Annotated in this window: 21 protein-coding genes; 2 read left to right on the top strand and 19 right to left on the bottom strand. The window is 65.4% G+C overall.

Going from position 1 to position 25,266, the window contains the following annotated elements; translation table 11 throughout:
• The first annotated feature begins 6 nt into the window (after nucleotides 1–6).
• Nucleotides 7–1,461: a serine/threonine-protein kinase gene (locus tag ACZ9H4_RS17415; RefSeq protein ID WP_476119956.1), complete on the top strand. Its 1,455-nt coding sequence runs from the start codon at nucleotides 7–9 to the stop codon at nucleotides 1,459–1,461.
• A 15-nt stretch (nucleotides 1,462–1,476) separates the two neighbouring features.
• Here the strand turns inward: ACZ9H4_RS17415 and tagF are convergent, their stop codons facing one another.
• The 15 genes from tagF to ACZ9H4_RS17340 all read right to left on the bottom strand — a co-directional run bounded on the left by tagF (nucleotide 1,477) and on the right by ACZ9H4_RS17340 (nucleotide 22,344).
• The gene (gene tagF / locus ACZ9H4_RS17410) at nucleotides 1,477–2,088 is read right to left on the bottom strand and encodes a type VI secretion system-associated protein TagF (protein ID WP_476119954.1); all 612 of its coding nucleotides are present in this window, start codon (nucleotides 2,086–2,088) and stop codon (nucleotides 1,477–1,479) included.
• On the bottom strand, nucleotides 2,085–5,603 hold the full coding sequence (gene tssM, locus ACZ9H4_RS17405; protein ID WP_476119952.1) for a type VI secretion system membrane subunit TssM: 3,519 nt from the start codon (nucleotides 5,601–5,603) through the stop codon (nucleotides 2,085–2,087). The genes tagF and tssM overlap by 4 nt, the downstream gene beginning before the upstream one ends.
• Complete coding sequence (gene tssL, locus ACZ9H4_RS17400; RefSeq protein WP_476119950.1) at nucleotides 5,600–6,943, bottom strand: type VI secretion system protein TssL, long form; 1,344 nt, start codon at nucleotides 6,941–6,943, stop codon at nucleotides 5,600–5,602. Before tssL ends, tssM begins: the two co-directional genes overlap by 4 nt.
• Before the next feature lie 40 nt (nucleotides 6,944–6,983).
• Nucleotides 6,984–8,318 (bottom strand): type VI secretion system baseplate subunit TssK, encoded by a 1,335-nt coding sequence (gene tssK / locus ACZ9H4_RS17395; protein ID WP_408326781.1) that lies wholly within the window; start codon nucleotides 8,316–8,318, stop codon nucleotides 6,984–6,986.
• Nucleotides 8,319–8,322: 4 nt separating this feature from the next.
• Nucleotides 8,323–9,900 (bottom strand): type VI secretion system-associated FHA domain protein TagH, encoded by a 1,578-nt coding sequence (gene tagH / locus ACZ9H4_RS17390; protein ID WP_476119948.1) that lies wholly within the window; start codon nucleotides 9,898–9,900, stop codon nucleotides 8,323–8,325.
• Nucleotides 9,901–9,909: 9 nt separating this feature from the next.
• On the bottom strand, nucleotides 9,910–11,886 hold the full coding sequence (locus ACZ9H4_RS17385; RefSeq protein ID WP_408155391.1) for a type VI secretion system Vgr family protein: 1,977 nt from the start codon (nucleotides 11,884–11,886) through the stop codon (nucleotides 9,910–9,912).
• On the bottom strand, nucleotides 11,873–14,494 hold the full coding sequence (gene tssH, locus ACZ9H4_RS17380; protein ID WP_476119945.1) for a type VI secretion system ATPase TssH: 2,622 nt from the start codon (nucleotides 14,492–14,494) through the stop codon (nucleotides 11,873–11,875). The genes ACZ9H4_RS17385 and tssH overlap by 14 nt, the downstream gene beginning before the upstream one ends.
• A gap of 3 nt (nucleotides 14,495–14,497) precedes the next feature.
• Nucleotides 14,498–15,523 (bottom strand): type VI secretion system baseplate subunit TssG, encoded by a 1,026-nt coding sequence (tssG, locus tag ACZ9H4_RS17375; protein ID WP_476119943.1) that lies wholly within the window; start codon nucleotides 15,521–15,523, stop codon nucleotides 14,498–14,500.
• A complete protein-coding gene (gene tssF / locus ACZ9H4_RS17370) occupies nucleotides 15,520–17,385 on the bottom strand; it encodes a type VI secretion system baseplate subunit TssF (protein WP_408155397.1) in 1,866 nt (621 codons plus the stop codon). Before tssF ends, tssG begins: the two co-directional genes overlap by 4 nt.
• A 20-nt stretch (nucleotides 17,386–17,405) precedes the next feature.
• Complete coding sequence (gene tssE / locus ACZ9H4_RS17365; protein ID WP_408145400.1) at nucleotides 17,406–17,909, bottom strand: type VI secretion system baseplate subunit TssE; 504 nt, start codon at nucleotides 17,907–17,909, stop codon at nucleotides 17,406–17,408.
• 31 nt (nucleotides 17,910–17,940) lie between these two features.
• Nucleotides 17,941–18,432 carry an Hcp family type VI secretion system effector gene (locus ACZ9H4_RS17360; RefSeq protein ID WP_408145398.1) on the bottom strand — a complete coding sequence of 164 codons (492 nt, stop codon included), beginning with the start codon at nucleotides 18,430–18,432 and terminating at the stop codon, nucleotides 17,941–17,943.
• Between the two features lie 54 nt (nucleotides 18,433–18,486).
• Entirely contained in the window at nucleotides 18,487–20,007 is a 1,521-nt protein-coding gene (gene tssC, locus ACZ9H4_RS17355; RefSeq protein WP_408145396.1) for a type VI secretion system contractile sheath large subunit, read from the bottom strand.
• Nucleotides 20,008–20,046: 39 nt separating this feature from the next.
• Nucleotides 20,047–20,607, bottom strand: coding sequence for a type VI secretion system contractile sheath small subunit (gene tssB, locus ACZ9H4_RS17350; protein ID WP_408155405.1), 561 nt, complete (start codon nucleotides 20,605–20,607; stop codon nucleotides 20,047–20,049).
• Between the two features lie 20 nt (nucleotides 20,608–20,627).
• Nucleotides 20,628–21,737: a type VI secretion system protein TssA gene (gene tssA / locus ACZ9H4_RS17345; RefSeq protein ID WP_476119939.1), complete on the bottom strand. Its 1,110-nt coding sequence runs from the start codon at nucleotides 21,735–21,737 to the stop codon at nucleotides 20,628–20,630.
• Between the two features lie 94 nt (nucleotides 21,738–21,831).
• Entirely contained in the window at nucleotides 21,832–22,344 is a 513-nt protein-coding gene (locus tag ACZ9H4_RS17340; protein ID WP_476119937.1) for a DUF3455 domain-containing protein, read from the bottom strand.
• Between the two features lie 189 nt (nucleotides 22,345–22,533).
• Here ACZ9H4_RS17340 and ACZ9H4_RS17335 point away from each other — a divergent pair, with 189 nt between their 5' ends.
• Nucleotides 22,534–23,283, top strand: coding sequence for a M91 family zinc metallopeptidase (locus ACZ9H4_RS17335; protein ID WP_476119935.1), 750 nt, complete (start codon nucleotides 22,534–22,536; stop codon nucleotides 23,281–23,283).
• A gap of 226 nt (nucleotides 23,284–23,509) precedes the next feature.
• On the opposite strand, the gene ACZ9H4_RS17330 is transcribed toward ACZ9H4_RS17335, so the two are convergent.
• The 4 genes from ACZ9H4_RS17330 to phaP form a co-directional block, all read right to left on the bottom strand.
• The gene (locus ACZ9H4_RS17330) at nucleotides 23,510–23,797 is read right to left on the bottom strand and encodes a hypothetical protein (protein ID WP_408145385.1); all 288 of its coding nucleotides are present in this window, start codon (nucleotides 23,795–23,797) and stop codon (nucleotides 23,510–23,512) included.
• On the bottom strand, nucleotides 23,790–24,113 hold the full coding sequence (locus ACZ9H4_RS17325; protein WP_408145384.1) for a hypothetical protein: 324 nt from the start codon (nucleotides 24,111–24,113) through the stop codon (nucleotides 23,790–23,792). Before ACZ9H4_RS17325 ends, ACZ9H4_RS17330 begins: the two co-directional genes overlap by 8 nt.
• Before the next feature lie 44 nt (nucleotides 24,114–24,157).
• Nucleotides 24,158–24,316: a hypothetical protein gene (locus ACZ9H4_RS17320; protein WP_408145382.1), complete on the bottom strand. Its 159-nt coding sequence runs from the start codon at nucleotides 24,314–24,316 to the stop codon at nucleotides 24,158–24,160.
• Nucleotides 24,317–24,535: 219 nt separating this feature from the next.
• Entirely contained in the window at nucleotides 24,536–25,084 is a 549-nt protein-coding gene (gene phaP, locus ACZ9H4_RS17315) for a TIGR01841 family phasin (protein ID WP_476119932.1), read from the bottom strand.
• Nucleotides 25,085–25,266 lie beyond the last annotated feature (182 nt).

Raw genomic sequence — 25,266 nt, 5'->3', positions numbered from 1 at the left:
CGCGCGATGCGCGATGCCCCCCCGAACCACGGCGCACACGCCGCGACGCTCCCCGCCTGCATCGGCCGATACCGGATCGAGCGCGTGCTGGGCCGTGGCGCGATGGGCGTGGTCTATCTTGCGTTCGATCCGAAGATCGAGCGCAAGGTCGCGCTGAAAACGATCCGCCACGACCTGCTGCACGGCGCGAGCGGCGAACGCCCGACCGACGATCCGCGCCAGCGCTTTCTGAACGAAGCGCGCGCAGCGGGACGTCTGATTCATCCGCACATCGTGCAGGTGTACGACTTCGACGAACCCCGCGACGAACCCCGCGACGAAACCGGCGACGCCGCGTTCTTCACGATGGAATACGTCGCCGGCGAAAGTCTCGCCGCACGGCTCGCCGCCATCCGGCCGACGCAACGCATGCCGCCCGTGCGCGCGCTCGGCTGGTTCGTGCAACTGCTCGACGCGCTGGATTACGCGCACGGCGCGGGCGTCGTGCACCGCGACATCAAGCCCGCCAATCTGCTGATTACGGAGCGCGGCGCATGCAAGGTCACCGACTTCGGCATCGCGCGAATCGGCACATCGGATCTGACGCAGGCGGGCATGCTGATCGGCACGCCCGGTTACATGTCGCCCGAGCAATTCACCGGCGAGCCGCTCGATGCGCGCGCCGATCTCTTTTCGGCTGCCGTCGTGCTCTACGAAATGCTGACCGGTGTTTGCCCGTTCAACGGCCCGCCGAGTGTCGTCATGCAGCAGATTCTCACCGTGACGCCGGCCGCGCCGTCGACGCTTGCGCCTGACCTGCCCGCGTCGCTCGATACGATACTGGCCAAAGCGTTGGCGAAACGTCCCGCAGAGCGCTTTCAGTCCGCTGCCGAGTGGCGCGCGAGCCTGCTCGCGACATTGAGCGCGATGGGGGCATCGGGCACACCCGGCGTGGAAGCTCCGGCCAGCGACGACAGTCTCGCCGAGCGCACCGTGATCGCGTGCGCGATTCAACCGGCCGTGCTCGAACCGCCCGCGACGGATTCGACACCGCGATTCGCGCCGCACGCCATCGCACAACTGGAAAGCCGGCTCGCGAGCCAGGTCGGCCCGGTGGCGACGCTGCTGATGCGGCGCGCGACAGCCGATGCGCCCGACGTCGCGACACTGCGCGAGCGTTTGTCGCGTCACTTTGCGGACGATGCGGCGCGGCGCGACTTCGACGCGCTGCTCGCGCAGCTAGGGCCGCTGCGCCACGCTGACCGGCCGGCGCCCGAGCTCATCCCCGGCCAGGGCCTCGATGCGGCGTTGCTGCAAGAGGCGACGCACAAGCTCGCGGCTTATCTCGGGCCGATCGCGAAGATCATCGTGGCGCGCGCCGCAGCCGGCGTCATCGACACGCCGACGTTCCACGCGAGACTCGTCGAGGCCATCCCGGATGCGGCGCAGCGCGACGCGCTGCGCCGCGATCTCGGTCTTTGACGCACGATGGCGCGGCTAGTAAGCCGCGTGGCTGTCGAGAAGCCGCAGGAATAACGCGGTATCGAGCGGACCGTCGTGACGATGTCGAACCAGCGCGCCGCGCTCGCCCGCCGCAGTGCGATGCCACCACACGCTATCGGCGTCGCCCGCCGACGGCAGACTCGCCGTCGCCGCGTGCGCTTCCTGCGACGGTAAGACGGCAAGCGCGGCCTCGAACGCCGTCAGCGAAAAGCCCGTTTTCAGCGACGACAGCGCAAGCCGCGCAGCCGCTTCGTGCCACGCCGCACCCGGCGCGCCGTCGTCACGAGGCGGCTCATCCGCGTCCGTCATGACGCAGGCAATCGCAAACGGAAAATAGCGGCCCACTGCATCGATGCCCGGCATCATCACGCCCGCATAGCCACACCCGCCGGCGACGCCGGGCCGCATCGAAAAATGCCATAGCGGCATCGCGAGATAGCTGTCGAGCCATGCGTCGCCGAAGCGTTCACGCGTTTTCAGCATCCCGGCTTGCAGCCACCGGTCCCATCGCGCGACGAATTCCGGTGCGAGCCCCTGGCCGACAAAATCGCCGTGCGTGCGGACCTTGCCGTAGAAGCCCGTCTCGCGAATGCGGCGCGGCCTCATAGTTGCGCCGGACAGCGAAAGCGGTCCAGGAGTCCTGCGCGGAACGGGTTGTTCACGCTGCTCGCGGCCACGGCCAACGTCGCGCGGCCCGCATCGAACGACACCTTGAAACGATCCGCCTGACCGTCCTGCGCGATACGTGCGCCGTCGAGCAAACGGAACAGCGCCCACGCTCCGTCGGCGTGCAAGGGCGGCGTTTGCGGCGGGTCGAATTCGACGTGCGCCTGGCCCGTGCCTTTGCCGCTCGGCCACTGGAACGCCGCGGCGGCCCCGGGCGACTCGCGCGTCGCCACCAGCTGTTGGCCGTCGATGTCGAGCACGAAACGCTTCACCGCGGGATCGAGGCTCGCCACCTTCGCGCTGAAGCGGACCGATACGTCGCGGCCGCCATCGCGGAACAATGCGTCGCGAATCGCGGCGGCGTTCTGGAACTGCGCGAGCACGTCGTCGCCGATGCCGAGCGAGCGCGCCTCGGGACGCCAGCGCCAGGTCGCGCCCGACATATCGACGCGGCTTTGCAGGTTCTTCTGGAAAAAATCGTCGATCAGACCGCCGGGCGCGAGAATCCGGCTGAAGTCATCGGGCGCGGCATCGCGAGTGGAGCTCAGCACGAGCGGATAGCGGCCGTCGAGCGCCTGCCGGCACGCCGGCGCGACACTCGCCGCCCACAGCGCGCGAAGCTGCGCACGCTGGCTTTGCACCTGCACGGTATCGGCATTGGCTGCCACGCCCTGCAACACCGACGCAAGCGGCGCGGGCGCGCCTTGCGACAACAGCTTCAACCGATCCAGCGGCGCGGTGGACGGCAACGGCAACGACTGCCGGCGCGCGGAATCTTCCGCCTGCAAGGTCGCGGCGGCGTCCTTGAGCGCGGCGATCGATTCGTCGATCGGCGCGGCGCCCGGCTTGCCCGCGAGGTCGTGCAAGGGCTGGAAATGCGTGTCCATCGACGTGGTCTTGCCTGCTTCGGGCACCGCAAACGTGGTTTCGCGCGCCGCCGCCTGCACCAGCGCGCGCAATGGCGAATTCGGCGAGCCCAGCAGATTGGCGACGCGCGCGCCCGCTTCCGGCGCGTTGAACGGCACCACGTTCACATCGTCGAGCAAAGCGTCCCATTGGCGGATGCCTTCGTCGTAGTACAGACGCGTGAGCGCCGTGCGCAATGCGTCGACGCCGCCCGCATCCAGCTTCGCGTCGCTGCGCCCGAGGACCCAGTCGTCTTTCGACAGATTCGCGAGCGCCACTTCGCGCAGCCGCTGAAACGCCGCGAAGCCGGCTCGCGTATATGCACCGTCGACACCTTGCGTGAGCGGCGCGCCGCTCCTGCGCACGAACACCAGCAAGCCACTCGGGCCGGCCGCTTTGGCCACCGAAAAATCGGCGAGGCGCAACTGCGCAAGCTGCTGCCGGATGCGGCCGTCCAGGCGCTGCGCCAGCGGAACGCGCGCGAGCGCCGCGCGGCTTTGCGCAATCAGGTTCTGATCCAGCGGCAAACCGGAATCGAACTGCCCGGGCTGAAACAGCGCGTCGAGATGCTGTTCGATCGCGGCGCGCTGCGCGTCGGTGGCACTGCGCAGCGAGCCGTGCTGCCAGTCGCGCATAGCCCACGTGACGATCGCGCCGGCATCGAAATGCGACGGATCGCCGAGCATCAGATACGCGCGCAGCACTTCGTACTGCCCCACGGCATTGCTCGCGTCGCCGCGGCGCAGCGCTTCCTCCATCCGCTGCACGACGATCGGCAGCAGCGTCTGGCGCAACAGACGTTGATAGACGCGCTCCGCTTCGAGACCGAGCTTCTCGCGCTGATCGAGGCGCAGCGTTGACCACCACGGCGCGCCATGCGCGGCGCGCTCGGCCGCGCCGCCCGGCAACGCGCGCGCCGCATCGAGAACGGGCAGCACGGCGAGCGGGTCGTCGCCGGGCGCGATCTGCCGAACCTGCGCTTGCAGCGCGGCGATCTGCTCGCGGCTCGCGTCGACGAAGCGGCGATTCGCGCGGTCGCCGATGAAGAGCGCCGCGAGGCCGGCGCTCAGCAGCGCGATCACGAGGCCGATCGCCACGCGCTGAAAACGCGCGCGCCAACGCTCGACGCGCAGATTGCTGCCCGCGATGCCCGCTTCCGCGAAGATCACGTCGTGCAGCAGACGCTTGACGAAATACGCCCGCCCGCTCGACGAATCCGCGAGCAGGACCTCGCGGCGCAGGCCGAGCGCCGCCGCCATCGAACTCATCATCCGGTCGAGCGGACGGCCGCTCTGCGTGCCGCTCGTGAAGTAAACGCCGCGCAGTAGCGGCGCGCGTGCGAAGCGCGACGCGCCGAACACGTCACCGAGAAAACGCTGCAACGAGGTCTCGATGCCGGCGAACTGCTGCGGAAACGCGTAGATCAATGCACGGCGCCGCACGTCGGTCTCCTGCTGCATGCGCTGCACGACGCGCGCCTGGAGTTGCCGATGCAGCAGCCGGAACTCGTCGGGGAAACGTTGCAGTGGCGCGGCATCGGCGGCATCGTGCGAGGCGTCGTCAGCGGGCGGCGCATACGGGAACGTCATGCCCCAGACCTGTTCGCGCTCGTCGCGACCGAGGTCGTCGAAGAATTCGGAGAATCCCGACAGCAGATCGCTTTTGGTCACCACGACGTACACCGGAAAGCGCATGCCCAACTGCCGGTCGAGTTCGGCCAGCCGCTCGCGCACGGCGGCCGCTTGCGTGGCGCGCTGAGCGTCCGTCTGCTGCAGCAGATCGGCGGCGGAGACGACCACCATCACGCCGTTCAACGGCCGGCGCGGCCGGGACTTGCGCAACAGCGCGAGGAACCCGAGCCATGCGCCGCGATCGGCGTCGCGATGACTGTCCTGCGTCGTGAAGCGGCCGGCGGTGTCGAGCAGCACCGCGTCGTCGGTGAACCACCAGTCGCAATGACGCGTGCCGCCCACCCCGCCGATCGCTTCGGCGCCGAGCCGTTCGGCGAGCGGAAAGCGCAGCCCCGAATGGGTCAGCGCGGTCGTCTTGCCGGCGCCCGGCGCGCCGACGAACAGGTACCAGGGCAAGTCGTACAACACGTGACGGCGCGCGCCGATCCAGGACGTCAAACGCGCTTTCATGCCGCCGCCCTTCGTGCCGCCAGTGCCGTTCGTCCCGCGCGCGCCGTTCGCGTGATGGCGCAACGTCGATAGCGCGGCCTCGAAGCGTTCGCGCAGCACGGCGAGGTCGGCGTCGGCGGCTTTCTGCGCGTCGCTGCGCTCGCGATGCGCGGGGTCCGCGGCATTGGCGATCAGATTGCGCACGAAGTTCGACTGCGCGATCCGCACCTTCGCAGCGCGCACGCCCCAATAGATCGTCCAGGCCGCGATCAGCAGCCCGATGGCGACCCGGCGGCTCATCGCGCTGCCGAGCGGCACATGTCCGCCCACCGCGACCAGCGGCCCCTCGAACCACAGCACGACAGCAAGCGCGAGCACACCGGCCAGCGATACGACGACAGGTTTCCGTAACAACGCTAACCACTTCATGACGCGGCTCCCGGCGCAAGAATCACAATGGCGACGCGGCGGTTTTTCGCGCGGCCCGCCGCGGTGTCGTTAGAAGCAAGCGGCTCGGTGTCGCCGCGCCCTTCCGCGCTCAGACGCTCAGGCGAGCCCAGCCGCTGTGCGATCAATTCACGCACCGTATCGGCGCGCGCCTGCGACAGCGTCACATTGGAAGGAAAGCGTGCCGACAGAATTCGTTGGTTATCCGTATGACCGACCACGACGACGTTGCCCGGCTTGTCGCGCAACGCGTCGCCGATTCGCTGCATGAGCGGCACGAAATGCGGATCGAGATCCGCGCTGCCGGAAGCGAACAGTTGCGTGCCGCCCGCCGTGTTGTCGATCGTGACCGTGGTCCGGTCCGCCGACTCGCTCACCGACACGAGCCCCTGAGCGATCTCGGGCGCGAGGAATCCGGACAGGGACGCGGCGAGACCCGGCTGTGCATGCACCTTGTTCGCGAGCACCGGCGCGGGCGCTACACGAATCGAGCGCATCGATGCAAAGACCGGGTCGGAGAAATCGTTGATGCGCAGGTTCAGGATCAGACTGGTTGCGACCAGCACGAGCGCGGCCAACGCGCCGGCCACCCACAGTGGCACAAGCTGGAACAGACGCTTGCCAGCCTGCGCGGCCGGCTGCCAATGCGGCGACAGGCCGCGTTCGACGGGCGGCCTTTGCGCGCGGATCAATTCCGCGAGCCTTTCCCGGATCGCGTCGAGCTGCGACTTGCCGTTCTCGACCAGCCGGTAGCGTCCGTCGAAACCGAGCGCCAGCATCACGTAGATCAGTTCGAGCAGATCGAGATCGGCGGCGGGTGTCTGCGCGACGCGCTGCAGGATCGCGAAGAGCCGCTCGCCGCCCGACGCTTCGTTGTGAAACGTGACCAGCAGACTGCGCTGTCCCCACACGCCCGCGCCCCATGGCGTCGCGGCGATCGCCTCGTCGATGAAGGTGCACAGGCAGTAACGCGCGGGGCCGAGTTGCGCATCGGGCACGCCGAACGCGCGGCCGTTCGTCTCGAACGTGCGCATCATGTCGATCAACTGCGTGCGCAGCGCGTCGAGATCCGCATGGCTGGTCAGGCGCCGCAACGGCAGCGCCAACTCCAGCAGCGGATTGGCGGCGCGCAGCAGGGGATTGAGGCCCGGCACCGCGGCATCGAGCGGCGCGAGCGGCGGTGCCGTAGCCGACGCCGCCGACGGCTGCGCGCGGCGCTCGCGCTCCGTGTCGAGCCGGCGGCCTGGCGTCGGCATCATGATCGTGCACGCGGCGTCGAGAAAGTCCGGAGCGTCGGACGCCGGGTTGGTGTCGTGGGTCATCGCCTGAGTCCTGATATGGGTCGTGACGTGCGTGCGGGCTTCATCGACGGATCGCCCAGCATTCCATCGTCAGAGCGGGAAAATCGCCGGCGACGTACAGCGCCAGTCCCGCCGACGAAGCCAGCGTCTGCCATGCGTCGTTCGAGTCGTCGAGTTCGAAGTAGCTGAAGCCCGCATGAAACGGCAGCTGGCGCGGCGCGACCGGCAGCGCGCGCAAGCCGATCCCCGGCAGTTGCAGATTCACGAGGTCGCGGATATGTTCGATTGCGCCGATCTTCAACTGTGCCGGAAAGCTCGCCTGCAGCGCATCGGCGGGCATTTGCGCGCGCACCGCGAGCACGAAGGTGGCCGACGCGAACAGCGCGCGGTCGGCGACGCGCGCCACCCGCAGACCGTAACGGCGTTCGTCGAGCGGCACCGCCACGACTTGCGGATCGGCGACGCGGCTCAGGGCGAGCCGCAACGCGTCGATCACCGGCGTGAAGGTTTCCGCGAGCCGGTCGTGACGGTAAGCGGGAAACACGGGTGGACGCCGCTCGTGCTGGCCGAATGTCGCGAGTTCTCCGGCAAGCTGCACGGTCTCCTGAAACAGCGACTCGGGATGCAGTCCGCTCATCGACATGAAATGGCCGATCAGCGGTTGTGCGCGATTGATGGCCTGCAGCAGCAGAAAGTCCGCGATTTCTGCCGCCCCGGCGGCTTGCGGTTGCGCGAGGCGCGCGGCGAGCGTTTCGCCGCGTTGCTGCAACAGACCGTTCAGCTCGGTGGTGAAGCGCGCGAGGCGGTCGGCGACGCGCAAGTCGAGACAGGGCGCGCAGTACGCGTCATCGAGCAGTACGCGCGAATCGGCAACGCGCTCGACGATCTTCGCCACGCCGAGACACGCGTGGGCATTCGCGACGTCCGGTTCGAACGCGAGACGCAAACGCAGCTTGCCGACCTGCATCAGCGTGGTGACGGCGTCCCGGTCGTTGCTGTCGTGTACGTCGAACTCGTCGATCCGGTAGCGCGCCGGATTGTCGGGCCGCTCGGCGCCGCCCGATTCGGCCGCGCCCGGACGGCGGACCGGCAGCGCCAGCACGACCAGCAGGTTCGCCGTGCCGTCGGGAATCTCGAGCGGTTCGGGAAGCGCATCGTCGGCGGGCAGGTTGAACGGCGTGCCGTCGGGCAGCACGCCCGCCGCCGAACGCAGCGACAGCTTGCCGAGCTTGAGCAGCGCGTCGTCGATTTCAAGCGACGTGAAGCCCCAGCCATACGCACGCAACGGCGCGGCGCGCCCTTCGAGCTGAGCCTGCAGATGCCGGTCATGCTGCTGCAGATGCTGCGGCTGCAGGAACATGCCTTCGGACCAGATCACCTTGTTGTTCCAGGACATCGCGTTACTCCCGGTCCGCGCGGAGCGCATCGAGCTGCGCCTGATAGGCGCGGCTGAAAGGCTCGCCGAAGGTTCGGTGGAAATCGTCGCCGGCGTCGCGCGCGACATGCTCCCAGGTGTCGACGTAGCGTTGCCACAGACGCGCGCGCCGGTTGCCCAGCAGTGCATCGATGCCGCTCGCGGCATCGAGTGACTTCTCGATCGCGGCGGGCTCGATGCGGGCCATCGCGTGCGCGAGCGCGGCGCGCATGCCCGCGACGACGGCCAGCTCGTGCGCCTGAATGTCGTGGAATGCGGCGCGCAAAGCGTCAAGCGGGGCGAGGTAGCCTGCGCCGCGAGACGCGAGCATTTGCGTTAATGCCGCGTCCACGTCGGGGAAAAACTTCAGTGGGTTGTTGTCGCGCTCTTCGATCAAGGTCATGGCGATGCGGGTCTCGCGTTTTGCCATCGAGCGTGAACGTAGCGCGCTCATCGCGCCTTGCGTCGCTTCGCGCAGCATCGCGCCCGCCAGGCGCGCGAGTTCGGGCGCAGGGATGTGGCGCACGGCGTTGGGGTCGATGGCGAGGCCTTCGAGTAAGGCGGCGGTGGCGGCGTCGGGAGTGAGGTTGGGACTCGCCTCGGGATTCGCGTCCGCGGCCGGGTGCAACGGCTCGGCTGCGCGCGTTGCGATTGGCGCCGCATTCGCGATCGGGCTTGCGCTCGTGTTCACACTGAACGTCGAGGGCCAGCGCATCGAAGGCAACGCTCCGTCTTGCGCGTTCGAGCGCAGCGGGTCAGCGCCCGCTTCGCCGCCGAGCGGTTCGCGCTGCTGCGCTGCTGCGGGCAACGGCGTCGCGGCCAACGTCGGCACCTTCAACACCACCTGCTCCGGCGAGACATGCTCGAACGCACGCGACGGTGTCGCTTCGACGCGGCGCGCTGAATCGGACAACGAAGCACGCAAGGGATCCTCCGGCGTCAACGCGTCCAGCAAAGCCTGATTCGCATTGCCGACAAGCCGCGCAGATTCGCGCAACAACGGCGCAGCGGCGAGCGGATCGGGAAAGAACGGCGTGCCGGGTAGCTTGCTCTCGCGTACGGGCGGCTCGTCCTTCGGGCAATCCCAATCGTCGGGAATCAGCGGAGCCGTTCGCTTCCCATCCCAATGCGCCTGCTCCGGCCACACCGGGGGCGCGGTCGCTGCCGGCGCGGCCCGCGTCATCAGCGTGTCGGGAGCCTCGAACGCCGTCTGCGTATGCGGCTCCGATACCGCTGCCGCATCGATCGACACTTCCAGCACATAAGCGCCGATGCGCAGCCTGTCGCCGTCATGCAGCACGGCCTCACGGCTGCCGTCGAGCACGCGTTCGTTCAACACGGTCGGGTTGCTGCCGCAATCGATCAGCAAGAAGCCCGCCTCGCGCCAGTCGATTCGCGCCTGCAGCCGCGACACGTTGCGCTGCGGATCGGCGAGCACGATCGTGCAGTCCGGCGCGCGGCCGATGGTGCCGCCTTCGTGATCGAGCCGGACACCGTGCGGCGCGGCGCAAGCGTCGCCGCCATGCACGGTCAGCGTCAGTGACGCAGAGTGGTTCGGTGACACGTGAACTCCTTATTTGACGAGCTTGCGGGTGCCGTCGTCGGCATCGCGCGGCGGTGTGGGGGACGGCGGCGGAACGTTGAGCGCGACGGGCGGCACGCCCGGACCGAGCGGAATCGGAAAGCTCGACATCTCGATCGTTTCGGGGCCGATCAGGATGTAGGACGCTCCCGCGCGCAACGCGATCGTGGCGCTCGCCTCGATCTCGACCGCCGCGCCCGCCGTGATCCGCACGGCCGCGCCCGCGCCGAGCGAATACGCGCCGCCCGCGAACTGCTCGTGCGAGCCGAGCGTCGCGGCCGACACGCTGCCGTCCACGCGCGAGCGGCTGCTGCCGCGAATCGTGTCGTGCCGCGCGCCGCCCGTTTCGCGATACTCGTTGCCGTCGACGCGCCGATGCGAATCGTGCGCGACGTTCATCAGCGCGTCGTGCGCAACCCACGTTTCGTGATCGCGGGCCGCGTGGAAAAACAGTTGCTCGCCGCCCTTGCGGTCGTCGAAACGCAACTCGTTGTAGCCGTTGCCACCTTGCGTCGAATGGCTTTTCAACGTCGACAGCGCGGCATTCGCGGGCAATTCGTACGGCGGCATGCTGGTCGAGTTGTAAAGCGCACCGGTCACCACCGGCCGGTCCGGATCGCCCTCGATGAACTCGACCAGCACTTCCTGGCCGATGCGCGGCAGCATCATCGCGCCCCAACGCCGGTTCGCCCAACCTTGCGACACGCGCATCCAGCCGCGTTCGAGCCGTTGCGCGCCGCCGCCCTGCGCAAGCTGTTCCCAGTGAAACTGCACTTTCACGCGGCCATAAGCATCGGTCAGAAAGTCATCGCCGTCCGGCCCCACGACGACCGCCGTCTGCGGGCCCGAAACCGACGGCACCGGCGTGATCCGTTCGGGGCGAAACGTCGTGTCGGCGCGAATCGCGGTGAAGCGGCAATCGAACAGCGGCATGCTCGGGTCGTCGCTGGATACGTAGGCATCCGATGCAATGTCGGCCTCGATGCCCGTGACGAGGAACTGCCGTTCCTGCGCGCCGTCCGGATGATCGCGCAGGCGAAACAGGCCACCTGCCGCGATGCCGCGCGACGTGCAACGCGCTTCGATGGATTGGTTCAGCGTCTCGTGAATCTCGGCATTGACGCGCGCGACACGCTCGCCGTCGGCGGCGCTGCGGTGCCCCGTCAAGTGTTCCTGCTTCACGTAGCGGGCCGGATCGAACGGCGCGCCGCGTGTCGCGCGCGCCATCAAGCCCTGACTGTTGCTGACGGACGCCTTTTCGAAATCGTAGTCGTTGACTTCGTAGCGGCCGGTCTGCAACGTCGCGCCCGACACCCAGCGGTAGATGCACTCCTCGTCCTGATCCGGTGTTTCCCACGCCTGATACGGAATCGTTTCGTAGTGCCCGATGGGCCGGTGCGCGCTGTTCGAATCGGTCAGCACCAGCGTGCTCTTGCCGCTCGCGTGCTCGAAAAAATAGTGGATGCCTTCGCGCTCCAGTAGCCGGCTGATGAAATCGAAGTCGGTCTCGCGATGCTGCATGCAGTGCTCGAGCGCCGGATACGCCGCGCTGCACGTATTGCGCAAATCGACGCCGAACGATTCGAGCACGCTCGTCACGATTTGCGGCACCGTGCGCTGATAAAAGAAACGCCGATGCGACGCGCGCGTCAACAGCCAGAGCCGCGGATGCACGAGCGCTTCGTAACGCGCCATGCGGTTATGCGTGGTGTCGCCGGGCGTCAACAGCCGCAGTGTGGTCACGATGCCGTTGAACTGGCGCTCGCCGCCCGCCGGAAAGTCGAGCGTCACGGACAGCTCCTCGCCGAGCACCGCCCCCGCATCGAGATCGTTGTGCGGACTCAGAAACGTCAGCTCGAATACGCTCAGCCGGCCGAGCGCCTCGCGCGCCGACATCCGCAAAAACACCGCCGTGTCGCCGAGCGCCGCGCACTGCATGCGAACGTGCCGCGTGCTACTCGAAGTCATAAGTCAACTCCCCGTCCTGTTCGCCGACATGCACGCGCGCCAGCGCCCTGCCGTCGATCAGGCGCGACAGCACCTCCGCGCTGATACGCGGCAGCACGCTATGCGTGAGGATCGCGTCAATCATCCGGCCGCCGCTGTCCATGCGCGTGCAGCGTGCGGCGATCTGCGCGATCACGCCATCGTCGTAGGTAAACGGCACCTGGTGCGCGCGCCGCACTCGCTGCGCCACCCGTTCGAGCTGCAGAACGACGATCCGGCACAGCATCCCGTCGCTCAGCGGGTAATACGGAATCGTCACCATGCGGCCGAGCAGCGCGGCCGGAAAGGTGCGCAGCAGTTCCGTATGCAGATGGCGCTCGATTGCGTCGGCCTCAGGCAGACGTTGCGGGTCGGCACACAACTGCGCGATGCAATCGGCGCCCGCGTTGGTGGTCAGCAGGATCAGCGTGTTGCGGAAATCGATCGAACGGCCTTCGCTGTCTTCCATGCGGCCTTTGTCGAATACCTGAAAGAACAGTTCGTGCACATCGGCATGCGCCTTCTCCACTTCGTCCAGCAACACCACGCTGTGCGGCCTGCGGCGCACGGCTTCGGTCAGCACGCCGCCCTCGCCGAAACCGACGTAGCCCGGCGGCGCCCCCTTGAGCAGCGACACCGTGTGCGGCTCCTGGTACTCGCTCATGTTGATCGTGATGAGGTTCTGCTCGCCGCCGTACAGCAATTCGGCGAGCGCCAATGCCGTCTCCGTCTTGCCGACGCCCGAGGTTCCCGCGAGCAGGAACACGCCGACCGGTTTGTCCGGATTGTCGAGGCCGGCTCGCGACGTGCGGATTCGCCTCGCGATCGACTCCGCCGCATGACGCTGGCCGATGACCCGCCGGCCCAGATGATCTTCGAGATGCAGGATGGTGTCGGTTTCCTCCTTCACCATCCGCAGCACGGGAATGCCCGTCCAGTCCTGCACGACCGACGCCACCGCGTGTGCATCGACGGCCGCCATGATCAGCGGCGCGTCGCCCTGCTGCACGGCGAGCGCATCCTGCTGCGCGCGCAACGCGGCCAGATCGGCGCCTGGCGCGTTCTGCGCCAGTTGCGCGCGCTGCGCGAGAAGGCCCGCCACCAGCTCGCGCTCGACGGACCAGCGGCTTTCGAGTTCCGCAAGGCGCCGCGTGTGCCGGTCGAGCGCATCGGACGCCTGCGTGTGCCGCGCGGCGGTGTCGATGCCGATCGCGCTCTCTCGTTGCAATACCGCGAGTTCGGTCTTCAGCGCGGCGATCCGCTGACGCACGTCGTCGACGGCGGCGGGCGTGGCGTGCTGGCTGACGGCGACGCGCGCACACGCGGTATCCAGCAGATTCACCGACTTGTCGGGCAACTGCCGCGCCGGAATGTAGCGATGCGACAGCCGCACGGCCGCTTCGACGGCTTCGTCGAGAATGTGTACGCCGTGATGCTGTTCGAGCGCGGCACTGACGCCGCGCGTCATCAGGATCGCCCGCGCTTCGTCGGGCTCGCGCACCTGCACGACCTGGAAGCGCCGCGTCAATGCGGGATCTTTTTCGATGTACCGCCGGTACTCCGACCATGTCGTCGCGGCGATCGTGCGGACCGTGCCGCGCGCGAGCGCCGGCTTGAGCAGGTTCGCGGCGTCGCCGGTGCCGGCGGCTCCCCCTGCGCCGATCAGCGTATGCGCCTCGTCGATGAACAGGATGACGGGCTGTTGCGCCGACTGCACTTCGTCGAGCACCTGGCGCAGCCGCGTCTCGAACTCGCCCTTCACGCTCGCGCCCGCCTGCAGCAACGCGACGTCGAGACTGCGCAGCACGACGCCGCGCAACGCGGGCGGCACGTCGCCCGTGGCGATCCGTTGCGCGAGTCCTTCGACCACCGCCGTCTTGCCGACGCCCGCCTCGCCAGTCAGCAGCGGATTGTTCTGGCGGCGGCGCATCAGGATATCGACCAGCTGGCGAATCTCGTCGTCGCGTCCGACAATCGGATCGAGCGCACCCGTGCGGGCTTGCGCGGTGAGGTCGACGGTGAAGCGCAGCAACGCGTCCTGGGTTTGGCCCAGCGTGTTGGCGGCGGCCGGCGCCTGAGGCTCGGTCTGCGCTTGCGTTTGTGTCTGTGTCTGCTCCGGCGAGCCGTCGAGCACCACCGCGAAACGCTCGATCAGATCGTCGAGCCTGACCCTGTCGAACTCGCGCGAGATGCCGCGCATCGCGTTGCGCAGCGCGGGCGTCTTGAGCGCGCCGACCAGCAGGTGCGCACTGCGCACCCGCGCCGCGCCGAACATCAACGAGCCGTAGACCCAGCCACGCTCGACCGCTTCTTCGAGCTGCGACGAGATATCCGTAATCGATGTCGAGCCGCGCGGCAAACGGTCGAGCGCTTCGACCAGATCGCGTGCGAACGCAGCGGGCTCGATATCGAAGTGCCTGACGATTCGATGCAGATCCGAATCCGGCAGTTGCAGCACCTGATGCAGCCAGTGCGCGACTTCGACATACGGATTGCCGCGCAGCCGGCAAAACGCGGTTGCGCTTTCCATCGCGCGGAAGGCGAGCGCGTCGAGTTTGCCGAACATTGCGGCGCGGCTGATATCTGCCATGGTTTATCCCTGTGCGTGAGACGGCGCGCGTGCACTCGACGCGCCCATGTTGATGACGAGTTGCCCCCCATCCGCCTGCGCGGGACGCGCCAGCAACCAGGTCGTATAGCCCAGCCGCTGATGACGGCCCAGTGCAAGACGCGGGACGTCCGCGCGTCGCAAGCACAGGTTGACGTCCCATTCGAGCGGATCGCGCACATAGTTGTGCACCCAGTCGGCGACGCGCGCGAGGCTCGGCTCGCCCGGCAGGAAGCGCCGGTAGTCGTCGATCGAAAGCGGGCCGAGCACGACGCGAAACTTATGCTGACGATCCCACGCGCGCGCACCCAGCACCGTGGCCACGCCAAGCCGCGCGCTTTCGCCGTTCGCGCCGAGGCGGCTGAGCGTCGACGGCGGCAGGCGCAGCCAGTGCCCGACGTTCTCGATCACATGGACCGGCACGCCGAAAAAGCGCGCGAGCACGAGACGCAATCCGGCCGCATGCCGCGTCGGGCCGCTCAGCACGCCGGCGAAATGCAGCTTGGCGAAGTCGGGCACGGCGTCGCGATTGCGCAGCTCCGCCTCGCCGAGTCCGAAGGTCGTGCCGACATACGCGGAGAAGCGGTCGCCCGTCTCGCGATCCAGACTGACGACCGGTTGCGCGACGGCCCACGCGCGATACAGCAGCGACGTCATCCGGTGATGAAACACATCGAGAAAGCGGGCAAACGTCGGGTCGTCCGCGTTGCGCGCGCGGTCGCGCACGTACTCGGTCAGATGCGTCGGCATCGGACCGTTCGGCCCAAGCAGTCCGAAGAAATTCACCACCAGACGCGGCGGCGCCGCGCGCTCCGCGTCCACCGTAAAGCTGCGCATCGTGGTGGGAAAGAAAATCAACTCCGCTTCCTGCGCGAAACGCACCGCATCGTCACGCGGACGAAGCGACGCGCCGACGCGCGGCAACTGCGGATGCGCGCATTCGAGCAAGCGCACCGCGTGGAAAAAATCGTAGCGGTTGGCATTTGAGGAGAGGCGTTCGAACAGTGTCATAGCGTGCGCCACGGTCCGCTCCTCGGCGCCCAGCGCATGATTTCACCGCGCGTGACGCTATGCACGACCGTCTCGGTGAACGAATTCAACGACACGTATTGCGCAAAGAAGCGCGCCAGCACCGCGCCGAACAGAAACGCCCCGCCGCCTTCGAACCCGGCTTCGTCCAGCAGCAGCGAGACTTCGAGGCCGCGTCCGAATACCAGCGGGCCACGCGAAGGCAGACGCCGTGTCACCGCTTCGGAGCCGATCGAGCGCAGAGCGTCGACCTGCCGCGCCGACACGATATCGCCGGACGGCACATAGAGGGCCAGCAGATCCCGCATCGCGCGCGCGCCTTGCGCCGTATCGGTGTCCAGCAGCGACGCGTAGTTCAACGACAGGTGGCTCAGCAATCGCCAGGCAACCGGGCCCTCGGCAAACGACGGCAACGGCCGGCTCGGTCCGGCCACGCAGCGCACGCCGGTCACCGGCGCTTCGAGGTCGATCGTGAAGTCGGCCGTGTCGCCGCCGAGCGGCATCGTCAACACCAGGTCGCGGTTCGTGCACAGCACGCCGAGTCCCATTTGATGCAGTTCACCGGCGTGCGGCGCGCCGCGCGTATCGACCAGCGCAATGAAGGTCTCGCTGCCGAGGTAGTGCGTGCGCGCGCCGCGAACGTCCTGACGCGCGGACGGTTGCCGCTTCTCGCGCCGCACCTGGTAAAACGCGGCAGCGGAATCCGGCACGCCAAGGTCACGCGCGCGATAGAACGGCTGGAACTCGATATCCGCACCACCGCCTGCCCGGTAACCGGTGACGCTCTCGATCTGATACACCTCGAAGTCCATCGGCCGGGTGCGGTCGGGCACGACATGATGTTCGAATTGCTCGCCATTGACTGCGATCCGGTCGGCGCGCCGGCGGAACAGATTGATGCACGGCGTGCAGTGCAGCGCGAAATGCGACGCGTCGACCCGTTGTTCGAGTGCCGGGTCCGCGCGCGAAAGCAGCACGATCAATTCGAATTCGTCGCTATCGCAGCGGCTCATGAACGGCTTCAATCCGTCGATCGACAGGAACAGGAAGCGCTTCGAAAACGCGAAATATTCCTGCAACAGCCGATAACCCGGAAACGATTGGCCGCTGACGGGCAACAGTGCTTCGTCATCGGAAAAGCCGCGCGCTTGCAACGACGACGGCGCCAACACGGTGCCGCTGCTGTCGTGGGTCACCGCGACACCGAGCGTCGATGCGAGCAGCAGTTCATAAAGACGCTCCGGCAGACCTTCTCCACCGCGCAGATAAAGATGCAGGCTGTCGAGATCAATGTCCCGCATCTTCAGATTGTTCGATGCGCGCAAGCGCAGCTTCAAACAGCTCCTGACGCCTTTTGGCAGCGTCGCGCTCACGCCGTCGAGCGCGCCCGCATGAGTGAGGAGCCGCGCGTCGACCAGCTCCAGCGGCCACAAGGTCACGGCGTGGCCCGTGCGGAATTCGCAGCGGGTCGAGCTATCGCCATCGAGCCGCCCATGCAGGGACGTGCCGCGCGGTATCGCCACCCCCTGCGCCAGCGACGGATGCGTGGCGTCCGGCTGCATCTGTACGACGGCCATCGCGGGCGTCGGCGCGAGATAGTGCGGATAGACGAGTTCCGCGAGATGTTGCGTGAAGCGCGGAAACTCCGCGTCGATCTTCATCTGCACCCGCGCCGCGAGAAAGCTGAAGCCTTCCAGCAAACGCTCGACGTACGGGTCCGCGCAATCGAAACTCTCCAGCCCGAGCCGTCCCGCGACTTTCGGATACGCCTTCGCAAATTCCGCGCCCATCTCGCGGACATGCTGAAGCTCCTGGCTGTAGTACTCGATCAGTTGTGGATTCATGACTGGTGTCTAAATGGCGCTCACAGCGAGCCGCTCTGTTCGATCACGCTCGCCTGACCGGCTTCGAGATCGAACTCGGTGCGCAGATAAAGTCGTTCCGGCACCGGATGCGCATGAAGATCGGCTTCGACGATGAACGCGAGCGCGTTGTGCTGGCTTCCGTTCTCACCCGTCGTCACCGCACGCACGCGCAACGAGCCGCGCAGAATCCGCGGCTCGAACGCGCGAATCGTGTCGGTGAGCCGCCGCTCCATCCGCACGATATCGACACTGGAGGCGCTCTTGCCCGCAAGATCGGCAAAGCCGAAATTCAGCACCGAATCCGCGACATGGGGAAAGCGAGCAATGTCCTGCGCCGCCGCGATACCTTGCGCGTTCAGGAGCCAGCCGAGATCGCGCATCACGCTGCGGCGCAGAGCGCTTGCCGAGCTGGTCCGGTGTTCGCGGGTTTCGCGTGTCGCGGCGGGCTCGTGATCGGTCAGCCGCTCCAGGAGCGACGGCTGGATGCGCTCTGCGTTTTTCATCGCGGATTCGGGCCTCGTTCGCGTTCGGTGCTCAGGCTTCCGCGTTCGCGGGGATGTTCCACTTGCTCTCGACCACGCCGCCGAGCGCCGAACCGGTGGTTGGATCCTGCTGCTGGTACGTCACGTGGAATTTCTCGAAGTTGAGCGCGACGTTCTCGGTAAAGCGATCCTCGCCGTCGGAGCCGCCCGTGGCGTAATTCACCACCAGCACTTTCTCCAGTTCGATCTTGTAGTACTCCAAAGGCGTCGTGCCGCCGGCTTTGCGCACGGTCAGCGTCACTGTCGGATAATGCTTGCCGGTCGCGCACGCGGTGATGAGCGACGGCGTGGAGCGGTCCGTGTACTTCGTCACCGACAGATCGTGCACGGCGACTTTTCCGCCACCGCCGCCGGTGCCCAGGTGCATCGTGCCGGACTGGCTCATGCCCCAGCTCCACGACAACACATCGATTTCATCCTTGTGCTTCGAATCGAGCGATTCGCCCTTGACGGTGCCGAGTGCCAGAAAAATATCGACTGCCATGATGTGATTCCTGTTTGAATGACTGCGGTTGAATGAAGCGTGAGCGGCGTATCGTCAGGCCGCGCGCGCCGAAGGCAGCTTCGACACGAGGCGCAGCGAGACGGTGAGGCCTTCGAGCTGATAGTGCGGTCGCAAGAAAAACTTCGACGTGTAGTAGCCGGGATTGCCCGCCACCTCTTCCACGACCACTTCGGCGGCGGCCAGCGGACGACGCGCCTTGGTCCCCTCCGACGAATGCGCGGGATCGCCGTCGACGTATTGAAGAATCCAGTCCTGCAGCCAGCGCTGCATGTCTTCCTTTTCGCGGAAACTGCCGACCTTGTCGCGCGCAATGCATTTGAGGTAGTGAGCAAAGCGGCTGCATGCGAAAAGATACGGCAGACGCGCGGCAAGATTCGCGTTCGCCGTCGCGTCGGGATCTTCGTATTCGATCGGCTTGTTCAGCGATTGCGCGCCAATGAACGCGGCGAAGTCGGAGTTTTTCTTGTGCACCAGCGGCATGAAACCGTTCTTCGCCAATTCCGCTTCGCGCCGGTCGCTGATCGCGATTTCGGTCGGGCACTTCATGTCAACGCCGCCGTCGTCAGTGGGAAACGCGTGCACCGGCAGGTTCTCGACCGCGCCCCCCGACTCGATGCCGCGAATCCGCGAGCACCAGCCATAGGTGCTGAACGACCGGTTGATGTTCACCGCCATCGCATAGGCCGCGTTCGCCCACGTGTATTTCGACGCGTCGCTGCCGGCCGTGTCTTCCTCGAAATCGAACTCCTCGACGGGGCTCGTTTTCGCGCCATAAGGAGGCCTCGCGAGAAAACGCGGCATGGCGAGACCGATATAGCGCGAGTCCTCGGCGTCGCGCAACGAACGCCACGCGGCATGCTCCGGGGTCTGGAAAATCTTCGTCAAATCGCGCGGATTCGCGAGTTCCTGCCAGGAGTCCATCAGCATCACGGCCGGGTCCGCGCCCGCGATAAACGGCGCGTGGGCCGCCGCCGAAATCTTGCCGATCTGTGTCAGAAAATCGACGTCCGGGCCGCCGTTATCGAAGTAATAATCCGCTACCAGCGCGCCATAAGGTTCGCCGCCGAACTGGCCGTATTCCTCTTCGTACATCTTCTTGAAGAACGGGCTTTGGTCCCACGCGACGCCTTTATATTTGCGCAGCGAATGGTGCAGATCGTTTTTGGAAACGTTCAGTACGCGCAGCTTCAGTGTCTCGTCGCTCTCGGTGTTCGTCACCAGATAATGCAGGCCGCGCCATGCACTTTCCAGCTTCTGGAAACGTTCGTCGTGCAGAATCACGTTGACCTGCGCGCTCAGTTTTTCGTCGATGCGCGCGATCATCGATTCGATCGTCGCGAGGGCGTCGTCGGAAACGAGTTGCGTGTCCTGAAGAACCTGCTGTGCCAGCGTGCGCACCGCTGTTTCGACGGCTTCTTTCGCTTTTTCGGTTTTCGGCTTGAAAGCCCTTTGAAGCAGGCGTTCGAAATCGCCGGAGGCGCCGGTTTCAGCTTGCGCCGCGTCCGCGGATTCGCCGGTAGGGATCTGCTGCAAGGTGTCGATGGTGTTGGCCATGGTTGCTTGTCTCGATGACTTTTAACGAAGGGGCGGCGCTCAGGATTTCGACGCGGCTTGCGGGCTCGCGTCCGGATTGCCGTCCGGCGCGCGGCCTGGCTTGTCGCCCGCTTCGGCGCCACCGGCGATGGCGTCGAGCAATGCCGGATCGTCGAGCAATCTGCCGACCAGCTGTTCGGCGTCCGTCTTGCCGTCCATATACGTGAGCAGGTTCTGCAACTGGCTGCGCGCTTCGAGCAGCCTCGCGAGCGGCGCAACGTTTCTTGCGATCGCGGCGGGCGAGAAATCGTCGATGCTTTCGAACGTGATATCGACGCCCATCTTTCCTTCGCCGGTCAGCGTGTTCTCGACCTGCATCGCGACGCGCGGCTTCATCGAGCGAAGACGTTCGTCGAAGTTGTCGATATCGATCTCGAGAAACTTGCGCTCCGCGACCGGCGGCAGCGGCTCCGCCGGTTGCCCCGACAGATCCGAGAGCACTCCCATCACGAAAGGCAGACTCACTTTCTTTTCCGCGCCGTACACTTCGACGTCGTATTCGATCTGAACGCGCGGCGCGCGATTTCGCGCGATGAACTTCTGACTGTTCTCTCTGGCCATCTTGCTGTTTCTCCGTTCGGTTAGTCGGACGACGCCACGCCGGCGGCTCCAATTACGTTGGTCAATTGAGCGAGCCCTTCGGGTGCAAGCTCCCTGATCAGATCGACAAAGGTTTTGTCGACGAGTCCTTTCGCGCGGCCGAGCAGTAACGGCACCGGACTCGACGGTTCATGACGCGCGTAGTAGTCGCACAAGCGGTCGAGCGTCGCGATCACGTCCGAGCGGGTCGATACCGAAGTGGGGATCAGCGGCGCTGCACCCATCTCGACTGCGTCCTGTGAGCGCGCGCCGCCGAAGCCTTGCCGGTCGAGACAGGCGTCGAGCAATGCCTGCGCGCGCCGCAAAGGCGTGCGCAAGACCGTGAGATCGAGAGAGCGGCCGTGCCCGACGCGCTCGACGAGCGTGGCTTCGATGCGCTCTGCGTGCGCCGATGCGGCACGAAATGAGCGCGACAGCAACGCGGCCCGATCCGCAGCCGCGGCCACCGATGCGTCGATCTCCGCCAGCGTCGCGGCGTCATTCGCTTCGGCTGCGGCTGGCTCGTCGCTAACGGCGAGCCAGCGTCTCAACGTGACCCATGCACTTGCCGAGTGCAGTTGCGGCACGAGCGGCGCATTCAGAATCTGCTCGACGAGCCCCGCGTTATCTGCAAGCGCGGCCAGTGCGTTGATGCGCGCGGTCGGATCGTCCGCGTCGTCCGCGTCGCCCGCGTCGAGTTGCGGATGCACATGGGTCCACTGCGTGTCGAGCAGGGCAAGGACGAGCGCAAGGCCGTCCGCAAGCGCCACGACGCCTTCGACGGCGACCCGCGCGCGAATCAGGTACATGACCACGCGCAGATCGCGTGTGCGGGCTAACAGGTCGACGCACAACGCGTCCGCGGCTTTCCAGTCGGGCGGCACGGCGGGTACGAGGATCGCGCCGTACTCGGCTTCCGGACGGCCATGTGCCGCCGCTTCGAGCGCGCGGAACGACGGATCGTATTCGAGGTCGTCGCCACAGGGAGACGCCTCGGCGAGACCGTCGAGCCACTTGCTCCAGTCGGGATGATCGGTGAATACCACCGCTATGCCGTCGATTTCGGAAAGCCGTGCGTCGGTCGGTTCGGATTGCAGATCAAGTTCTTTCATGTTGAACAAAACATTCGGCACGTCGATTTATTCCAGTCATTTGTGTGCGCTGTTCCGCCGGGAAGCTTCCGCACGCAATGCGTTTTTTTGGCGCTTATCGATAGAACACGTAGCGCGCAAAGTACGCGGAACTGCCCGTTTGATGTTCGACTGAACACGGACGTGCCGGCATCGCGCCGCCAACTGTGTCCACCCGTTGCACGTAGGTGATTGACGACAGCGCGCCCGGCGCGCCGGTACTGTGAGTCGCCAATAGCAGTTGAGGTACGCTACCGGGCATCTCGCTTGGCTTCTGCGCGATTGCATGCCCGACGATCCGGCTGCCGTCATCTGCTTCCCATGACGGACCCGCGCCATGCTGAATGATGGCGACGCCGTTCGCGTCATAGAGCGTCGCCTGCGGATTGCGGAATACCCATCCGAGGTGTCTCTGCGCGTCGAATTCACACGAGTAGATCTGTACGCCCGATGCCGTTGCAGCCATCACGCGCGTGGCGCTGGGTGGCTCGATGGAGTGCGTATCGGCGGTAACCGGCGCGACGCAACCGGCGAGCACGATTCCACTGCCGGCGGCCAGTACGGTCGAAATCAAGAAAGACGTTGACATCATGTCTCCTGTGGATGGACGGCGGTGCAACGCGAAGCGGGTCAGGAACGCGCGCTGTGCCATCACAACATCCAGGCAGCCGGATCTATTCCATCTCATCCGGGAAGTGAGAGCAGCTGTTGCGGCATGGAATAAAACGCTTTCAATGACTGTTATGGAAGAATCTGCTCACCGGAACGACATCAGTTCATGCCAGTCATCACGATTCCATCGATCTTCAATCAGCCGACGCCGGAGCCACGAAACGAGGTGCAATGGACGCCGACCCCATACGGCGGCGTCATGATCGGCAGGTATCCACGGCAGCCGCAATCGTTCGTCGCGGCAACGCTAGAGGCACTGGGGAAAATCGCGAGCGGCACGATTGGCCGCAGACTCATGGACGCAATCGTCATGGCCGGGGTGCTTGTTCACACGTCCCTGCCCTATAAAGTGGCGATTCTTCCTTCCGGGGATAGCACCGGGTTGTCACTATCGCGAGGGCCGTCGTTTGGCAAGCGGATCTATCTGCGCGGCAACGCCACGACCGCGTCGAATATCGATCGTGCGCGCGGAAACAGGCAGATCGCTCGACGAGCCGCGGGGAATTCATCCCCAGTCGTACCTGAGCCGTTCGATGCCGCGGAGTGGTTGGACCCTCAACTGAGCTTTCTCGACGGCGACGTTGGATCGCCGTCGTCGATCCGCTGGAATCCCAATCAATTCAGCACACCGGATGGGCACCGGCCGCCATTCATCGGTCTCGCGCATGAGCTCATCCACGCGCTGCGCAATCTGCGGGGTGACACCCCTGTCATGGTCGAGGACGACGAGCGCGACGTGACCGGCCTTCGACTTTCTCAGGGCAACGCGATCACGGAAAACGCGATCAGAGCCGACCATGGCATTGCGCCTCGTACGCGCTATTCGGGTATTCAGTCGGGAGCTACGACAAGCTGAGCGGGATGGTGGGGTATGTACGCGAGCGGACGCTGCGTTCGGCGCGCATGGCGCAGGGCGCCCAGCTTGCGTGGGATACGCTGGCTCAGGCAGGTCGCTTGCGCCACCTGAAGCTTCAACGGACGCGAGGCTCGCGTCTCACCTACAGGAAAAATGCGAAGGCGAGTCAGAAGAGACTCGTTCTTCATCGCGTCGCGTTTTGCGACGCAATGGAGTCTCGACATCCCTAACAAAGTCTCGTGCTCATCACCCACGACATACCGTTAAACCGCGTGACGATTGAATCCAGCAATTCACGTCGTGTTTGAACGAGCGCGATCTCGACTTCCTCGAAGCCGCTATCCGGAAACGTTTTGATATCCACGTGCTCGACGTTGCGCGAAAACGGCAGCAAGACCTGCCAGATCGCCGCGACGCGTATCCCCTGGACGCGTGCGCGCACCACCAGACGATGGCAATCCGCAGCACGGATCGCCGGTAATTTAAGCTCTCTTTCGAGCTGCCTACTATTCATGCCGATCCCCTTGCGTTTGCCAGACCACGTCTTTTCGATCTTCGCGATCCTCGTTCCGTTGTTCGCTCCGTTGGCTCTCCGGCGGCAGCTTGCCAATGCCGCGCAATCTTTTCAGCAACACCTGGGCATGGTCCCGATCGGCTCGCGAAATATCGTGTCGGCCGAGTAGCGTCTCGATACGCTGACGCCAATAGCCCGGCTCGTTGATCAGCGTTGTCGACGCAATCGAGTCGCCGCTGGTCGTTATCCTTTCGAGCGCAACCACTATCGCTTCGATATGCAACAGATCACTTTTACAAGAGGCGTCAAATCCCATTACACTCCCGAACTACTCGTTTTCTTGAATGCGTTGTTTCGCGTCTATTTCGGTCCGCGCGTGCGATACCACCAGTCGACGTGATTGAGATTTCGAAGAAGCTGCCCACGACGGTGTTCGCGGCGATAATGGCTGATTACCAGCGGTATTGCGATCAGCAGTGCGGAAACCCCGATCGTCAATCCCATCCATCGTTCGATCATTGCAACCTCGTCTGAAAAGAAACCGCGTGATTCACGCGATTCTGATTACGGGTGTCCCCTCGCAACGTCAGGGTCAATGAACGGACAAGACATCGCACTCATACGCCGTTCAATCCGGTCCCCGGACAAACCAACAGGAAATGCGATGCCATGCCGGTCCGGATCGTCCGATCCGTCCTGCTTCTTTGAAAAACGTTTGAATGGCCCTGCCGTGCCCGGCTAATCAGCGCCAGCGTGATCGCGGGACTGTTCAGAGTCCGGGGCAACGGCCGTCAGTTGATTACGCCGCGCCATTGCGATGGCTTGCGCGGTGGCTTTCAACACCGTGTCGTAAGCGGCACCGGCACTGGAAGCCGTCGACTTCAATATCGTGACGGCAGCATCGGAACCGGCAGGCGCGCGGCTCGCGACGCCGTCGACAAGCGCTTGCAGTTTGCCGTTGTGCTGCTCGAAGCGCGCCTTGGTGAATTTCATCCACTCGGCGTGTGTATGGGCCGCCAGTCCAAGCAACTGGTGGTTATAAGAACGCGCTTTTTCGGCAAGCGAGCGCGCAGCATGGGTCTGATGAGACCAAAGTTCGACGGGTGCCTGACCCGACACCGCCATCAGCCAGGCCTTCTGGTTCTCGGCCAGCGTCGTCTTAACCATCTGCTGATTCAGCTCGACGAGTTCTTCAAAACACTCGAATGCTCGCTGCGCCAACGAAAACGCGGCGGCAACGCTATCGTGTTGCATCCCGTCTATTTGTGGGTTGGTCAAAAAGTACATTGCTCACTCCTTTAGTCATACGTATTAATTGGCTCAGGAAGAGGGCAAGAAAATCTGCCGCAACTTGACCTGGCGAATGCTCGAGGCCGGCGGTGTGCGTGGCCCGACGCATTCCGCATTGCAGCATTAGATGTTTCATTCTAACTTTGTTAAATGAGTAGTTGCAGTGCTCTTTTCCAGGT

The sequence above is a fragment of the Paraburkholderia sp. TE9906 genome (assembly GCF_056279605.1).
This window is presented reverse-complemented; position numbering and strand designations above follow the sequence as displayed.

What these genes read in the sequence shown, in the direction of transcription:
- tssK (WP_408326781.1), bottom strand. Translation starts at nt 8,318, where the DNA reads ATGTCCTGGAACAACAAGGTGATCTGGTCCGAAGGCATGTTCCTGCAG.
- tssL (WP_476119950.1), bottom strand. Translation starts at nt 6,943, where the DNA reads ATGACCCACGACACCAACCCGGCGTCCGACGCTCCGGACTTTCTCGAC.
- tagF (WP_476119954.1), bottom strand. Translation starts at nt 2,088, where the DNA reads ATGAGGCCGCGCCGCATTCGCGAGACGGGCTTCTACGGCAAGGTCCGC.
- ACZ9H4_RS17340 (WP_476119937.1), bottom strand. Translation starts at nt 22,344, where the DNA reads ATGTCAACGTCTTTCTTGATTTCGACCGTACTGGCCGCCGGCAGTGGA.
- tssC (WP_408145396.1), bottom strand. Translation starts at nt 20,007, where the DNA reads ATGGCCAACACCATCGACACCTTGCAGCAGATCCCTACCGGCGAATCC.
- ACZ9H4_RS17325 (WP_408145384.1), bottom strand. Translation starts at nt 24,113, where the DNA reads ATGGGATTTGACGCCTCTTGTAAAAGTGATCTGTTGCATATCGAAGCG.
- ACZ9H4_RS17360 (WP_408145398.1), bottom strand. Translation starts at nt 18,432, where the DNA reads ATGGCAGTCGATATTTTTCTGGCACTCGGCACCGTCAAGGGCGAATCG.
- tssM (WP_476119952.1), bottom strand. Translation starts at nt 5,603, where the DNA reads ATGAAGTGGTTAGCGTTGTTACGGAAACCTGTCGTCGTATCGCTGGCC.
- tssF (WP_408155397.1), bottom strand. Translation starts at nt 17,385, where the DNA reads ATGAATCCACAACTGATCGAGTACTACAGCCAGGAGCTTCAGCATGTC.
- ACZ9H4_RS17330 (WP_408145385.1), bottom strand. Translation starts at nt 23,797, where the DNA reads ATGAATAGTAGGCAGCTCGAAAGAGAGCTTAAATTACCGGCGATCCGT.
- phaP (WP_476119932.1), bottom strand. Translation starts at nt 25,084, where the DNA reads ATGTACTTTTTGACCAACCCACAAATAGACGGGATGCAACACGATAGC.
- tssH (WP_476119945.1), bottom strand. Translation starts at nt 14,494, where the DNA reads ATGGCAGATATCAGCCGCGCCGCAATGTTCGGCAAACTCGACGCGCTC.
- tssA (WP_476119939.1), bottom strand. Translation starts at nt 21,737, where the DNA reads ATGAAAGAACTTGATCTGCAATCCGAACCGACCGACGCACGGCTTTCC.
- tssB (WP_408155405.1), bottom strand. Translation starts at nt 20,607, where the DNA reads ATGGCCAGAGAGAACAGTCAGAAGTTCATCGCGCGAAATCGCGCGCCG.
- ACZ9H4_RS17385 (WP_408155391.1), bottom strand. Translation starts at nt 11,886, where the DNA reads ATGACTTCGAGTAGCACGCGGCACGTTCGCATGCAGTGCGCGGCGCTC.
- tssE (WP_408145400.1), bottom strand. Translation starts at nt 17,909, where the DNA reads ATGAAAAACGCAGAGCGCATCCAGCCGTCGCTCCTGGAGCGGCTGACC.
- ACZ9H4_RS17415 (WP_476119956.1), top strand. Translation starts at nt 7, where the DNA reads ATGCGCGATGCCCCCCCGAACCACGGCGCACACGCCGCGACGCTCCCC.
- tssG (WP_476119943.1), bottom strand. Translation starts at nt 15,523, where the DNA reads ATGACACTGTTCGAACGCCTCTCCTCAAATGCCAACCGCTACGATTTT.
- ACZ9H4_RS17335 (WP_476119935.1), top strand. Translation starts at nt 22,534, where the DNA reads ATGCCAGTCATCACGATTCCATCGATCTTCAATCAGCCGACGCCGGAG.
- ACZ9H4_RS17320 (WP_408145382.1), bottom strand. Translation starts at nt 24,316, where the DNA reads ATGATCGAACGATGGATGGGATTGACGATCGGGGTTTCCGCACTGCTG.